General features: G+C 70.8%; 11 protein-coding genes. 5 read left to right on the top strand and 6 right to left on the bottom strand.

Annotation, left to right across the window (positions count from 1 at the left end; genetic code table 11):
- Nucleotides 1-64 precede the first annotated feature (64 nt).
- Nucleotides 65-655: a GNAT family N-acetyltransferase gene (locus ACZ7DL_RS19915; protein WP_470775497.1), complete on the bottom strand. Its 591-nt coding sequence runs from the start codon at nt 653-655 to the stop codon at nt 65-67.
- Between the two features lie 113 nt (nt 656-768).
- Between ACZ7DL_RS19915 and ACZ7DL_RS19920 the strand changes: the two genes are divergently transcribed.
- The gene (locus ACZ7DL_RS19920; protein ID WP_470775499.1) at nt 769-1827 is read left to right on the top strand and encodes an AI-2E family transporter; all 1059 of its coding nucleotides are present in this window, start codon (nt 769-771) and stop codon (nt 1825-1827) included.
- On the opposite strand, the gene ACZ7DL_RS19925 is transcribed toward ACZ7DL_RS19920, so the two are convergent.
- On the bottom strand, nt 1785-3950 hold the full coding sequence (locus ACZ7DL_RS19925; RefSeq protein WP_470775501.1) for a SpoIIE family protein phosphatase: 2166 nt from the start codon (nt 3948-3950) through the stop codon (nt 1785-1787). The genes ACZ7DL_RS19920 and ACZ7DL_RS19925 overlap by 43 nt on opposite strands.
- Before the next feature lie 175 nt (nt 3951-4125).
- Here ACZ7DL_RS19925 and aspS point away from each other — a divergent pair, with 175 nt between their 5' ends.
- Nucleotides 4126-5889 (top strand): aspartate--tRNA ligase, encoded by a 1764-nt coding sequence (aspS, locus tag ACZ7DL_RS19930; RefSeq protein ID WP_470775503.1) that lies wholly within the window; start codon nt 4126-4128, stop codon nt 5887-5889.
- Between the two features lie 106 nt (nt 5890-5995).
- Here the strand turns inward: aspS and ACZ7DL_RS19935 are convergent, their stop codons facing one another.
- Nucleotides 5996-6691, bottom strand: a complete 696-nt coding sequence (locus tag ACZ7DL_RS19935) for a hypothetical protein (RefSeq protein ID WP_470775505.1) — start codon at nt 6689-6691, stop codon at nt 5996-5998.
- Nucleotides 6692-6838: 147 nt separating this feature from the next.
- On the opposite strand from ACZ7DL_RS19935, the gene ACZ7DL_RS19940 reads away from it, so the two are divergent.
- On the top strand, nt 6839-8188 hold the full coding sequence (locus ACZ7DL_RS19940) for a pectate lyase family protein (RefSeq protein WP_470775507.1): 1350 nt from the start codon (nt 6839-6841) through the stop codon (nt 8186-8188).
- 93 nt (nt 8189-8281) lie between these two features.
- Here the strand turns inward: ACZ7DL_RS19940 and ACZ7DL_RS19945 are convergent, their stop codons facing one another.
- The gene (locus ACZ7DL_RS19945) at nt 8282-8563 is read right to left on the bottom strand and encodes a hypothetical protein (RefSeq protein ID WP_470775508.1); all 282 of its coding nucleotides are present in this window, start codon (nt 8561-8563) and stop codon (nt 8282-8284) included.
- Nucleotides 8564-8810: 247 nt separating this feature from the next.
- Here ACZ7DL_RS19945 and ACZ7DL_RS19950 point away from each other — a divergent pair, with 247 nt between their 5' ends.
- Nucleotides 8811-9686, top strand: coding sequence for a helix-turn-helix domain-containing protein (locus ACZ7DL_RS19950; RefSeq protein ID WP_470775510.1), 876 nt, complete (start codon nt 8811-8813; stop codon nt 9684-9686).
- Nucleotides 9683-9892 (top strand): DUF397 domain-containing protein, encoded by a 210-nt coding sequence (locus ACZ7DL_RS19955; RefSeq protein WP_470775512.1) that lies wholly within the window; start codon nt 9683-9685, stop codon nt 9890-9892. Before ACZ7DL_RS19950 ends, ACZ7DL_RS19955 begins: the two co-directional genes overlap by 4 nt.
- 64 nt (nt 9893-9956) lie before the next feature.
- Here ACZ7DL_RS19955 and metG read toward each other — a convergent pair whose 3' ends face one another.
- A complete protein-coding gene (gene metG, locus ACZ7DL_RS19960) occupies nt 9957-11672 on the bottom strand; it encodes a methionine--tRNA ligase (protein WP_470775514.1) in 1716 nt (571 codons plus the stop codon).
- A 131-nt stretch (nt 11673-11803) separates the two neighbouring features.
- The gene (locus ACZ7DL_RS19965; RefSeq protein ID WP_470775515.1) at nt 11804-13543 is read right to left on the bottom strand and encodes a VWA domain-containing protein; all 1740 of its coding nucleotides are present in this window, start codon (nt 13541-13543) and stop codon (nt 11804-11806) included.
- Nucleotides 13544-13580: the final 37 nt, after the last annotated feature.

Genomic DNA, 13580 nt, shown 5'->3' on the forward strand with positions numbered 1-13580 from the left:
GGCGCCCGGCCGTCCACGGGATGACGGAGACGGCCTGTGACCCCTCGCCCGAGTGCCCGGCCGGTCAGTCCACCGGCCGGGCCATGAAGAGGGCCTGTTCGCCGGAGGACTCGGTGCCGGTGTAGAGCGAGGTGTCCAGGCCGCAGAGGGCGAAGCCCATGCGCAGGTAGGCGTGGACGGCGGGGGCGTTGACGTTGCTGACCTCCAGCCACAGGTGCACCGCCCCGTGCTCCCGCGCGAAGTCGACGGCGTGGCCCATCAGGGCCCGGCCCACCCCTTTGCCCCGCCAGGCCGGCGCGACCTCGATGTCGCAGACGGTCGCGCGCGCGTTCCACGGGTCGAAGGAGACCGTCACGAAGCCGCACAGCTCCTCGCCGTCGACGGCGACCACCGTCCGGCTCTGTTCGGGATCGTCGGCGGGCCCGGCCTGGCCGGCGTCGTCGTCCTCGTCGGGGAAGACCTTGTGCAGGGGAGGATCCACCGGGGTCTCGCGGATCGCGAACCCCTCCGCCGTCACCGTCACCTCGAACACCGAGTCCGTCGTGAACGACCCGTCGAGCGCCGCGATGGCCGCGTCGTCCCCGGGCCGCGCCGGCCGGTAGACCAGGTCCCCGGCCGCGCCGGAAGCCGCCGCCTGTGCTGTCGTCCTCCCCATGGCGCGATCCTACGTTCTGACGCCCTGTCACGGCCGCGGCCATGGCGGCGGCGGCTCACCCGCCCGGACCCGTGCCGCGGGACAGGCGGCGGTGGCCGTGGTCCGCTGGGTTCGTGCGTCTGCTGCCCGAACCCGTCCGCCGGCTCGCCGCCTGGTGCGCCGTGCTGCTGCTCGTCGCCGGGGTGGGCTGGGTCGGGGTGCGGCTGTGTGCGGAGCTCCGTACGGCCGTCACCCCGGTGCTGCTCGCGCTGCTCGGGACCGCACTGCTCGGGCCGTTGTACCGCCGGCTGGTGCGGGCCGGGGTGCAGGCCTCGGTGGCGGCCGCGCTGACCTGTGTCGCCGTGGTGGCCGTCGTCGGCGGTGCCGTGTACATCGTCGTCGCCGCGCTCGTGGACACCGGCGGGCAGATCATCGACTCCCTGCGCAACGCCGCGGAGGACGTCTCCCGGTATTTCGGGCCCGCCGGGGCCGGGCTGGACGACCTCGCCGGCAACGCGCGCGAACTGCTCGGCAAGTTCGGCGGGACGGCCGCTTCCAACGTCATCAGCGGAGTCAGCGTCGTCGCCGAGAGCATGGCCATGGCCGTGCTCGCGCTGCTGCTCGTCTTCTTCTTCCTGCGCGACTCCCACCGGGCCATGGCGGCCCTGCGCTCCCTCGCACCCGGCGGCACCGCCGACACCCTGGAGGCCGTCGCCCGGCGGGCCTTCGCCGCGGTGGAGGGCTACATGCGCGGGACGACCGTCATCGCCCTCATCGACGCCCTGTGCATCACCGTCGGCCTGCTGGTCCTCCGGGTACCCGGCGCGGTCGGGCTCGGCGCGCTCGTCTTCGTCGGCGCCTACATCCCCTACCTCGGCGCCTTCGTCTCCGGCACGGTGGCCGTGCTGGTCGCCCTGGCCGACCGGGGCTTCCCCATCGCGCTGTGGGTGCTCGGGGTGGTGGTCGCGGTGCAGCTGCTGGAGGGGCACGTGCTCCTGCCGGCGGTGCAGAGCCGGACCGTGCAGATGCACCCGGCCGTGGTGATGGTGACGATCACCGCGGGCGCCTCCGTCGCGGGCGTCCTCGGCATGCTCCTCGCGGTCCCGCTGACCGCGGCCGTTCTCGGTGTCGCTCAGGAGCTGCGGGGGCGTCACGGCGCAGGGGCCGAGGCGCCGCCCGCCGCGCCGGAGTGATCCGGTTCGCCGGGCTCGTACAGCTCGAACCAGATGCTCTTGCCCTCGCCCCGCGGGTCCACCCCCCAGGAGTCCGCGAGGAGTTCGATGAGCATCAGACCGCGTCCGGAGGAGGCCAGTTCGCCGGGGCGGCGCCTGTGCGGGAGGTCGTCGCCGGTGTCGAAGACCTCCACCCGCAGCCGCCGCTCGGCGTTCTCGCCGACGACCTCGGCCAGCAGCAGCGCGTCGGCGTCGGTGTGCACCAGCACGTTGGTGACCATCTCGGAGACCAGCAGCACCGCCGAGTCCAGCTGGTCGGCCGACGCCCAGTCGTGCAGCAGCTCGCGCAGCTGCTGGCGGGCCTCGGCGATCCGCTCCGGCTCGTCCTGCGCCACCGACAGCAGCGTGCGCCGCACCTTCGGCCGGGCCGTCACGGTGTCGCCGCAGCCGCAGCCCTCGCCGAGGCGGCACAGCAGCAGCAACGCGATGTCGTCCTCGCGGCGGTCGGCCAGCGGGCCGGTGGTGTGGTGGGAGGACGGCCCGTGCACGGCCTGCACCAAGGCGTCGGCGAGTGACTCCGGATCGCCCTCGTGGTCCTCCAGGATCGCCCGCAGCCTGCGCGAGCCGCTGTCCATGTCGTGCCCGCCGGTCTCGATCAGACCGTCGGTGCACAGCATCAGCGTCTCGCCGGCCTCCAGGGCGAACCGGGTCGTCGGGTAGTCGGCGTCCGGGTCGATGCCCAGCGGCAGCCCGCCCGCCGTCGGCCGCGTCATCACCGTGCCGTCCGCCATCCGGATCACCGGGTCCGGGTGCCCGGCGCGGGCGATCTCCAGCATGCCGGCCACCGGGTCGGCCTCCACGTACAGGCAGGTCGCGAAGCGGAGGTCGGCCAGCGCCTCGTCCCCGGAGGCGTGGGTGATCCCGTGCAGGAAGCGGGAGGCGCGGGAGAGGACGGCGTCCGGGCGGTGCCCCTCGGCGGCGTAGGCGCGCAGCGCGATCCGCAGCTGGCCCATGAGCCCGGCCGCCCGGACGTCGTGGCCCTGGACGTCCCCGATGACCAGCGCGAAGCGACCGGAGGGCAGCGGGATCATGTCGTACCAGTCGCCGCCGACCTGGAGCCCGCCGCCGGTCGGGATGTACCGGGCGGCCACCCGCATGCCCGGTATCTCCGGGCCGAGCGACGGCAGCATGGAGCGCTGGAGGCCCTCCGTCAGCTCCCGCTCGGACTCGGCGGCACCGGCCCGGGACAGCGCCTGGGCGAGCATCCGGGCGACCGTGGTCAGGACCGCGCGCTCGTCCGGGGTGAACGCCACCGGATAGGTGAAGGCCGCCATCCAGGCGCCCATCGTGCGCCCGGCCACGGTCAGCGGCAGGAACGCCCACGAATGGCGCCCGAAGACCTGGGCGAGCGGCCAGGTCACCGGGTAGCGGTCCTTGTACTGCTCCGGGGAGGACAGGTAGACGGCCCGTCCGGTGCGGACGACCTCGGCGGCCGGGTAGTCGGTGTCCAGCGGCATGTCGGAGAAGGGGTTCATGTCGCCGGGCTGGTGCCCGTGCTGGCCGATGATCGTCAGCCGGTCGCCCTTCACCCCGAACACCACGAGCCCGTCCGGGGAGAAGCCGGGCATGGACAAGCCGCCCGCCACCCGCAGCACCTCGGCCGTGGACCGGGCCTCCGCCAGCGCCCGGCCGGCGTCCAGCAGGAAGGCTTCCCGGGAGCGCCGCCAGTCCCCGGTGACCGCGGTGCGGGCGGCCGCCGTGCCCGGGGTCGGCTCGGTCACCTCCTGGAGGGTGCCGATCAGCTCGTACGCCTGCCGCTCGGGGTCGAAGGACGGCTTGGAGCGGCTGCGGACCACCCGAAGGATCTCGCCGTTGCCGTCCATGATCCGGATGCGCACCTCGGCGAGGGTGCCCTCGGTGACCGCCAGCCGCACCACGCCGGTGATCTCGTTCCAGTCGACCGGGTGGAACCGGGCCCGGGTCTGGGCCTCCGTGAGGGTGGCCGGCTCGGCGGGCAGCCCGAGCAGCCGCGCCGCCTCCGCGTCCACGGTGACCAGCCCGGTCGCCGTGGACCAGTGCCACATTCCGGTCGCGAGGGCGGCGAGGACGTCCTCGACGGACGGCAGCGGCTCGCCTGTTCGCATTGCCCCACTTTAGGAATATGTGACCGATGCCTGCCACCCTAGGCGGGCGAGCGGTAATGGTGGGGAACCGAGCTTGGGGTGCCCGGTACCCTTGATGGGTCCGGGCCCCGTGCCCGTTCCCGCCGGTCCGCAGAGCCGGCAGGAGAAACCCCACCACGAAGGACGATGAACGACGATGCATCGGTACAGGTCCCACACCTGCGGCCAGCTCCGCGCCTCTGACGTCGGCACCGACGTCCGGCTGAGCGGCTGGCTGCACAATCGGCGCGACCTGGGCGGCATCCTCTTCATCGATCTGCGCGACCACTACGGCATCACGCAGCTGGTCGCCCGCCCCGGCACCCCCGCGTACGAGGCCCTGGACAAGATCTCCAAGGAGTCCACGGTCCGCGTCGACGGCCAGGTGGTTTCACGTGGAACCGAGAACGTGAACCCCGACCTGCCCACCGGTGAGATCGAGGTCGAGGTCGCCGAGGTGGAGCTGCTCGGCGCGGCCCAGCCCCTGCCCTTCACGATCAACGCCGAGGACGGGGTCAACGAGGAGCGGCGCCTGGAGTACCGCTTCCTGGACCTGCGCCGCGAGCGCATGCACCGCAACATCATGCTGCGTACCGCGGTCATCTCGGCCATGCGCCAGAAGATGGCGGCGATGGGCTTCAACGAGATGGCGACGCCGATCCTGTCCGCCACCTCCCCCGAGGGCGCCCGCGACTACGTGGTCCCCTCCCGGGTGCACCCGGGCAAGTTCTACGCCCTGCCGCAGGCCCCGCAGCAGTTCAAGCAGCTGCTGATGATCTCCGGCTTCGACCGCTACTTCCAGATCGCGCCCTGCTTCCGCGACGAGGACGCCCGCGCGGACCGCTCCCCGGGCGAGTTCTACCAGCTCGACGTCGAGATGAGCTTCGTCGAGCAGGAGGACGTCTTCCAGCCGATCGAGAAGCTGATGACGGAACTCTTCGAGGAGTTCGGCGGCGGCCGCCACGTCACCTCGCCGTTCCCGCGCATCCCGTTCCGCGAGGCGATGGCCAAGTACGGCTCCGACAAGCCGGACCTGCGCGCCAAGCTGGAGCTGGTGGACATCACCGATGTCTTCGAGGGTTCGGAGTTCAAGGCGTTCGCGGGCAAGCACGTGCGCGCGCTGCCGGTGCCGGACGTCTCCGCGCAGCCCCGCAAGTTCTTCGACCAGCTCGGTGAGTACGCCGTCGAGCAGGGCGCCAAGGGCCTGGCCTGGGTGCGCGTGGCCGAGGACGGCTCGCTCTCCGGCCCGATCGCGAAGTTCCTCACCGAGGCGAACGTCGCCGAGCTGACCAAGCGCCTCTCCCTGGCCCCGGGCCACGCCGTCTTCTTCGGCGCGGGTGAGTACGACGAGGTCTCGAAGATCATGGGCGCCGTCCGGGTGGAGGCCGCCAAGCGGGCCGGCCACTTCGAGGAGGGCGTCTTCCGCTTCTGCTGGATCGTCGACTTCCCGATGTACGAGAAGGACGAGGAGACCGGCGCGATCGACTTCTCCCACAACCCCTTCTCGATGCCGCAGGGCGGCCTGGAGGCCCTGCAGACCCAGGACCCGCTGGACATCCTGGGCTGGCAGTACGACATCGTCTGCAACGGCGTCGAGCTGTCCTCCGGCGCGATCCGGAACCACGAGCCGGAGATCATGCTCAAGGCCTTCGAGATCGCGGGTTACGACCGGGAGACCGTCGAGGAGAAGTTCGCCGGCATGCTCCGCGCCTTCCGCTTCGGCGCCCCCCCGCACGGCGGCATCGCCCCGGGCGTGGACCGGATCGTCATGCTCCTCGCGGACGAGCCCAACATCCGCGAGACGATCGCCTTCCCGCTCAACGGCAACGCCCAGGACCTGATGATGGGCGCCCCGACCGAGCTGGACGAGTCCCGCCTGCGCGAGCTGCACCTGAACATCCGCAAGCCGCAGCCGAAGTAGGCAACCACATAAGTAACCCGCGGCCCGTGCGCGCCGATCCGTCCTGACTCACTCTGGACGATCGGCGCGCACAGCCGTCTTCGGGCCCCGTCGGCCGCCGGTGACCTCAGTCCCCGGTGCCGGGATCGGGGTCCTCGTCCGGGGTCGCGCCGTCCTCCAGCAGCCGCTCGGCGATGTCGTCGGACCAGTGCTGGGCCCAGGCCCGCAGGGCGCCGATCTCCGGCTCGTCCAGGCCGAGGCGGAGGAAGTCGGCGTCGGCGTAGAAGTCCGTGCCGGTCAGCCGGGACTGCAGGGTGGGCAGGTCGAAGGGGTCGTGCGCGTGCCGGCGGCCCAGCTCCTCCAGGCCGGGCAGGGAGAAGCGGGCCGCGGCCGCCCGTGCGTCGACGAGATCGACGGCCGCGCCCCGGTCGTACAGCGCCCGGATCTTCGTGCCGACGGCGTCCTCCAGGCAGAGCGCCGGGCCGTACTCCGTGAGTTCCGGCGGCTGCCAGAACGCCTCCTTGTGCAGCGCGAGCGTGCACGGCTCGCCGCTCGGCGGGTCCGTGACCGTCAGCTGCGCGGTGAGCGCGGTGACCGCACCGGCCCGCACCTGCCGCCCCCGCGCCTCCAGGGCCGCGCCGACGGCACCGGCGATGCGCTCCATGGGCTCGGCACTCTCGGTGGCGAGGTCGAGGTTCGCGTGCGGGCGCCGCAGCAGCCCGTGCGCCTGGAGGGCGTAGCCGCCGGCCAGGACCAGACCGTAGGGACCGCCTGCCGGGACGACGTCCGCGAGGAGCCGGTGATGGGGTTCGGGGATGTCCACGGGAAGATTTTTCCGGCTTCCTGTCATATATGCGCGACGACGGGGTCCGAGACCTGGATTTTTTTCTCGCGGCGGCGGCAACTTCTGCCCGGCGGGCGGTCACTGAGGAGTCGTAAGGCATGTACGACAGACCTTAAGGACTCCTCCGTGGCAGCTCCCTCCCACCGCCGGTCCCTCCGCAAGCGGCGCGCCCTCGCCGCGTCCGCCGCCGTCGTGGCCGCGGGCGTCGGTGCCGGGGTGTTCGTGATGAGCGCGAACGCCGACGCCGTCGACCTGTACCACCAGACCCTCGCTGCCAAGGACGGCTGGGCCGCCTCCGGCACGGGGACCACCGGCGGCGCGAAGGCCGACTCCGCGCACACGTTCACCGTCTCCACCCGGGCCCAGCTCGTGAAGGCGCTGGGCTCGACCTCCGACACCGCGCCCCGCATCATCAAGGTCAAGGGCACCATCGACGCCAACACCGACGACAGTGGCAAGAAGCTGACCTGCGCCGACTACGCGGCCGGCACCGGCTACTCGCTCTCCGCCTACCTCAAGGCGTACGACCCCGCCACCTACGGCCGGTCCAAGCTGCCCTCCGGCACCCAGGAGAAGGCGCGCGCCGCCGCCCAGGCCAAGCAGGGGAAGAACATCGTCTTCAAGGTGCCGGCCAACACCACGATCGTGGGCGTGCCCGGCAGCAACGCCGGGATCCTCGGCGGCATGCTCCAGATCCAGAGCGTGGACAACGTCATCGTCCGCAACCTGACCTTCTCCGCCACCGAGGACTGCTTCCCGCAGTGGGACCCGACCGACGGCGACGAGGGCAACTGGAACTCGAACTACGACTCGGTCACCCTGCGCGGAGCGACCCATGTCTGGGCGGACCACAACACGTTCACCGACGCGCCCCACTTCGACAAGGCCAACCCGAAGTACTACGGCCGCGAGTACCAGATCCACGACGGTGCCCTCGACATCACCAAGGGCTCCGACCTGGTGACCGTCGAGCGCAACCAGTTCACCGACCACGACAAGACCATGCTGATCGGCTCCAGCGACAAGGACAGCACCGGCAAGCTGCGCGTCACGATCCACCACAACGTGTGGAAGGGCATCGTCCAGCGCGCCCCGCTGGCCCGCATCGGCCAGATCCACCTCTACAACAACGTGTACGACACGACGACCGTCGACGGCTACGCGCCCCTGTACAGCATCAACTCCCGTGCGAAGGCCCAGGTCGTCGCCGAGGACAACTACTGGAAGGTGCCGGCCGGCGGCAAGGTCGCCAAGCTGCTGAGCGGCGACGGCACCGGCTCGGTCGCGGGCGGCGGCAACCTCGTCAACGGCACGGTGACCGACCTCGTGGCCGCCTACAACGCCGCGTCGTCGAAGAAGATCAAGACGACGGTGAACTGGACGCCCACGCTCACCGCGGGCCTGCAGACGTCGGCGAAGAACCTGCCGACGGAGCTGGCGGGGACGACCGGCGCGGGCGTGCTGACGGCGTCCTGACCCACCTGCGCGGCCGGCGGCCCGGTGCCCCCCTCTCCCGGGCCGTCGGCGGTTCCTCTCCTGAACGGGGGCTGCGCACGCCCCGGCCCGGGACTACTCGGCGAAGACCTCATCGGCCGAGCGGGCGGTGAGGGAGCGGTCCAGCCATTGGCGCAGGACATCGAGGTCGTCGCAGGAGGTGATGCGTGCGCGTGCCTCATCGGGGACGTTGACGCCGCGTCGTTCCAGGATGAACAGGATGTCCTCGGCACGGCCCTCGGCACGGCCCTCGTTCCTGCCTTCGGCGCGGAGTTCCTCGGAGAGGGGCGACTTGTAGAAAGAGAGGTCCACGGCCACCAGTTTCCTCCGGAGTTCTGCGGCTGGGTGCTTGCCCATGCCCTGATGAAAGCGCGGTCGCAGGTGTCGCGGTTCCGCAGCGGGTGCCTGACGGTCGGAGGCGGTTCCGGAGCGCACGCGATCGGGAGTTCCGGGACGGCGGCACGCCGAAGTGGGCGTCGGGCGAGAGAAGGTGGGTGGACTTTTCCCGGTTCACCTCACCGAGCGTGGCGGTGCGTGCTTACCGTGAACAGTGACAGCGCTGGTACGCAGGGTGACTGTCCGGCGGTGCGACGGAGGTTGCGGCATGTCGGTGGACGGCGAGGTACGGCGGCTCAAGGACGAGGCTGATGGGCCGGGGTGGGAGGTGGACCCGGACGACGAGTGGGGCGTGGCCGTCATCACCACCGTGGGGCGGCAGTTGAAACTGCGGCGCGAGGCCGTCGGGATGCGCGCCGCCGAGTTCGGGGCGGCGGTCGGGTACGGGGAGGACCTGGTCTACAAGGTCGAGGGCGGGAAGCGGATTCCTCGCCAGGAGTACCTGGATAAGGCCGACGAGGTGTTGGGTGCGGGTGGACTCATCGCGGCGGCCTGGGAGGACGTGAAGAGGGTCCGGTATCCCAAAAAGGTTCGGGAACTGGCGAAGTTGGAGGCGCAGGCGGTAGAGATCGGCATCTACGAGAGCGCTGGCATCAACGGGCTCTTGCAGGTCCCTGACCACGCACGCGCGCTGTTCGAAGCCATGCAACCTCCTTACTCCCCGGACGAGGTGGAGCGGATGGTGGCCGCGCGCGCGGCTCGTGCTTCGATCTACGAACGTTCGCCCGCACCCGCGCTCAGCTTCGTCCTGGAAGAGGCGGCCCTGCGCCGTCCGATCGGGGGCACAATGGTCTTGCGCCAGCAGCTCGAACGTCTGTTGGAGGTGGGTCGGCTGCACAACGTCGTTCTCCAGGTGATGCCGTTGAGCTGCGAGACGCACTCCGGCATGGACGGCAAGATCGAACTGCTGAAGTTCGCAGACGGTTCAGCAGTGGGCCGCTCCGATGGCGCGTTCAACGGCCGGCCAACTTCGGACCCCAAACATCTGCGCATCCTTGAGCTGCGGTATGGCACGATCCGGGCTCAGGCCCTCTCGCCACGGGAGTCGCTGGCCTTCATCGAACAAATGCTGGGAGAGACATGATCCGCAAGACCACCGCCGGGGACGCCTCCGAGCTGGCGTGGTTCAAGAGCAGCTACAGCAGCGGCAACGACGGCAACTCCTGCGTCGAGCTTGCCGTCACCCCCGGTACGGTGCACGTCCGCGACTCCAAGAACGTCGAGGGTCCCCGTCTGGCGCTCACGCCCGGCGCCTGGGCGGACTTCGTGGCTTACACCTCGGACCGCTGACGCGGAAACGGCACGCGCCCCGCACCCGGTTGTCACCAGGAGCGGGGCGCGCTGCGTGAGGTCGTCAGCCCTCCTCGCCGCCGAAGCGCTCCTTGTACGTCGCCAGGTCCTCGTCCGTCAGCTTGGCGAACAGCACCGGCGGGACCGTGAACGGGGTGCCGGCCGGGACGGAGGCCAGGGCCTTCGCCTCGTCCCGGGCGACCCAGGCAGCGGTGTCGTCCGTCAGGGAGAACGCCTCGCGCATCGTCTTCGCCGTCGCCGGGATGAACGGCTCGGAGACCACCGCGTACAGGTGGATCAGGTTCATCGCCGTACGCAGGGTGAGGGCCGCGCCCTCCTTGTCCGTCTTGATCTCCAGCCAGGGGGCCTTCTCCTCCAGGTAGGAGTTGCCGGCCGACCACAGGGCGCGCAGGGCGGCGGCCGCCTTGCGGAACTGGAGGGCCTCCATCTGCGACTCGTACTCCGCGAGGAGTTCGGCGATCTGCTCGCCGAGCCGCGCCTCCGCCTCGCCGGGCTCACCGCCGGCCGGGACCTCCTCGCCGAACCGCTTCTTGCTGAAGGACAGCACGCGGTTGACGAAGTTGCCGAGGGTGTCGGCCAGGTCCTTGTTGACCGTGGCGGTGAAGTGCTCCCAGGTGAAGGACGAGTCGTCCGACTCCGGGGCGTTGGCGATCAGGAAGTAGCGCCAGTAGTCGGCGGGCAGGATGTCCAGGGCCTGGTCGGTGAAGACGCCCCGCTTCTGCGAGGTGGAGAACTTGCCGCCGTAGTACGTCAGCCAGTTGAACGCCTTGACGTAGTCGACCTTCTTCCACGGCTCGCGCACGCCCAGCTCGGTGGCCGGGAACATGACGGTGTGGAAGGGGACGTTGTCCTTGGCCATGAACTCGGTGTAGCGGACGGTGTCGTCCGCCTCGTACCACCAGGACTTCCAGTCCCGGTTCTCCGGGTCCTGGTCGGCCCATTCCTTCGTCGCGCCGATGTACTCGATCGGGGCGTCGAACCAGACGTAGAAGACCTTGCCCTCGGCCGCCAGCTCCGGCCAGGTGTCCGCAGGGACCGGGACGCCCCAGTCCAGGTCACGGGTGATCGCGCGGTCGTGCAGACCCTCGGTCAGCCACTTGCGGGCGATGGAGGAGGCGAGCTGCGGCCAGTCCTCCTCGTGCCGGGCGACCCACGCCTCGACCTCGTGCTGCAGCTTGGACTGGAGCAGGAAGAGGTGCTTGGTCTCGCGGACCTCGAGGTCGGTCGAGCCGGAGATGGCGGAGCGCGGGTTGATCAGATCGGTCGGGTCGAGCACGCGGGTGCAGTTCTCGCACTGGTCGCCGCGGGCCTTGTCGTAGCCGCAGTGCGGGCAGGTGCCCTCGACATACCGGTCCGGGAGGAAGCGGCCGTCGGCGGGGCTGTACACCTGGCGGATCGCCCGCTCTTCGATGAAGCCGTTCTCGTTCAGCTTGCGGGCGAAGTGCTGGGTGATCTCCCGGTTCTCCGGGGACGAGCTGCGGCCGAAGTAGTCGAAGGCGAGCGCGAAGCCGTCGTAGACCGCCTTCTGCGCGTCGTGCGCCTGGGCGCAGAACTCGTCCACCGCGAGGCCCTGCTCCTTCGCGGCGAGCTCGGCGGGGGTGCCGTGCTCGTCGGTGGCGCAGATGTACAGGACGTCGTGGCCGCGCTGGCGGAGGTACCGGGAGTACACGTCCGCCGGGAGCATGGACCCCACCATGTTGCCCAGGTGCTTGATCCCGTTGATGTACGGAAGGGCGCTGGTGATGAGGTGTCGAGCCATCGTGGCTGCTCCCAGGTCGCGTTTTCTGCGGTTTCGAACCTTGAAATCGTAGCCGACAGGGGTGGGCCGCCCGCTTCCCGTTTTGCAGGGTGGGAAGGGGCGGCCCGAGGGTTGCGTACGGTGACCGGCCGTTACGGGCGCCAGTCGGCGAGTACGCCCTCGTACAGCTCGGTGTCGGTCAGCTCACGGGGGGCCGGGCCGGCGTGGAAGAAGGACGTGTTGCCGGTCTTCAGTTTGCGGAGGTAGTCGAAGGCCTTGTTGTCGTGCTCACCGAAGGCGACGAAGGAGAAGTACACGGAGGGGTGGTTCTTCGCCGCGTCGGTGAGGGCCTGGGTGGCGGGGGTCTTGGCGTCCGGGGCGCCGTCGGTCTGGAAGACGACGAGGGCCGGGGTGCCGCTGTCGTGGTTCTTCCCGTGGTGGGTGAGTACGGCTTCCACGGCGGCGTGGTAGCTGGTGCGGCCCATGCGGCCCAGGCCGGCGTGCACGTCGTCGATCTTCGTCTCGTGGTCCGGGGTCAGGGTGAGGTCGGTGGTGCCGTCGACCTCCGTGGAGAAGAAGACGACGTGGACCGTGGCCTCGGGGTCGAGGTGGGCGGCGAGGGCGAGGGTCTGGTCGGCGAGGGCCTGGGCGGAGCCGTCCTTGTAGTACGGGCGCATGCTCGCGGAGCGGTCGAGCACGAGGTAGAGCTTCGCTCGGGTGCCGGTGAGGTCGTTCTTCTTCAGGGCGGCTGTGGCGGCCTTGTAGGCGGTGGTGAGGGAGGGGGTGCCGCTCTTGACCCTGGCGAGGGGGGTGGCGGCGGCCTTGGGCTTGGGATCGGCTTCGGCTTCGCCTTCGGCGTCCGCGGTCCCGCTCGCACGGGTTGCCTGCGGTGCCTGCGGCTGCGGGGCCGCCTCGGCTTCGCCTTCGGCATCCGCGTTCCCACCCGCACCACCCGTGCGGGTCTCGTCGCCGGGTGCGGGTGGCCCCTGTGGGGCGTCCTCGCCGTCGGCGGCCTGCGGGGGCGTGGTGTCGTCGGCCGGCTCGGCGTCCTCGGCGGGCGCCTCGGTCTCAGCGGTCGCGTCCTCGGCGGGGATGTCGGCCTCCGCCGCGACGCTCTCGGTCGCCGCCTCGACTTCCGTCTGCGGCTCGGCCGCCGCTTCCTGCGTGTCGGTCGCCGCCTCTTCCGCCTGTGCAGTGACCGGTTCCGGTTCCGTAGCCGTTACGCCCTCGGCCGGCGTGCTCTCCTCGGCCTCGGCTTCGACCGTAGCCGTCTCCGCGGTCTCCGCCTTCACCTCGGCCTCAGGCTCGGCCTGCTCCTCGGCCTCGGCCCGAGGTCCGGCAGGAGTCGGCTCCTCGACCTTGTCCTCGGCCTCAGCAGTAGCCGTCTCCTCGACCGTCGTCTCGGCCTCGGGCTCGACCGGAGTCGGCTCCTCGGGCTGCTCCGTCTCAGCCTCAGCAGCAGCCGTCTCCTCGGCCGCCACCTTGGCCTCGGCCTCAGGCTCGGCCGGAGTCGTCTGTGCGGGCTCCTGCGTCTTGGCCTCGGCGGTAGCCGTCTCTTCGGCCTCTACCTTCGCCTCGGCGGCAGCCGTCTCCTCGGTCTCCGTCTCCGTCTCCGCCTTGGCCTCGGCCGCAGCCGTCTCCACGGTCTTTGCCTTCGGGGCGGTCGGAGACGGCTCCTCGGTGTCCGTTGGTTCCGAGGGGTGGGGGACCTGCACCTTGGCGAAGGCGGCTGCCACCAGTTCGTGTTCCTCGTCGGAGGACCGGGGTTCGGGGAGGGAGGGGGGTGCCTGTTCGGTGGGGGTTGCGGGGGCCCGGTCCGCACCCTCTGCCTCGGTGGCTCGTGACTTGCGTGAGCGGCCGAATGCGTTCCGCAGGAGAGTGAGAATGCCCATGTGCGCAACCCTTCGCGTGAGCTTGTAACCCGTCAAT

It is taken from the genome of Streptomyces sp. NPDC036984, assembly GCF_055607665.1.

Excerpts from the sequence above, each read along its gene's own strand:
- ACZ7DL_RS19915 (WP_470775497.1), bottom strand. The coding sequence starts at position 655 with ATGGGGAGGACGACAGCACAGGCGGCGGCTTCCGGCGCGGCCGGGGAC.
- ACZ7DL_RS19925 (WP_470775501.1), bottom strand. The coding sequence starts at position 3,950 with ATGCGAACAGGCGAGCCGCTGCCGTCCGTCGAGGACGTCCTCGCCGCC.
- aspS (WP_470775503.1), top strand. The coding sequence starts at position 4,126 with ATGCATCGGTACAGGTCCCACACCTGCGGCCAGCTCCGCGCCTCTGAC.
- ACZ7DL_RS19945 (WP_470775508.1), bottom strand. The coding sequence starts at position 8,563 with ATGGGCAAGCACCCAGCCGCAGAACTCCGGAGGAAACTGGTGGCCGTG.
- ACZ7DL_RS19950 (WP_470775510.1), top strand. The coding sequence starts at position 8,811 with ATGTCGGTGGACGGCGAGGTACGGCGGCTCAAGGACGAGGCTGATGGG.
- ACZ7DL_RS19955 (WP_470775512.1), top strand. The coding sequence starts at position 9,683 with ATGATCCGCAAGACCACCGCCGGGGACGCCTCCGAGCTGGCGTGGTTC.
- metG (WP_470775514.1), bottom strand. The coding sequence starts at position 11,672 with ATGGCTCGACACCTCATCACCAGCGCCCTTCCGTACATCAACGGGATC.
- ACZ7DL_RS19965 (WP_470775515.1), bottom strand. The coding sequence starts at position 13,543 with ATGGGCATTCTCACTCTCCTGCGGAACGCATTCGGCCGCTCACGCAAG.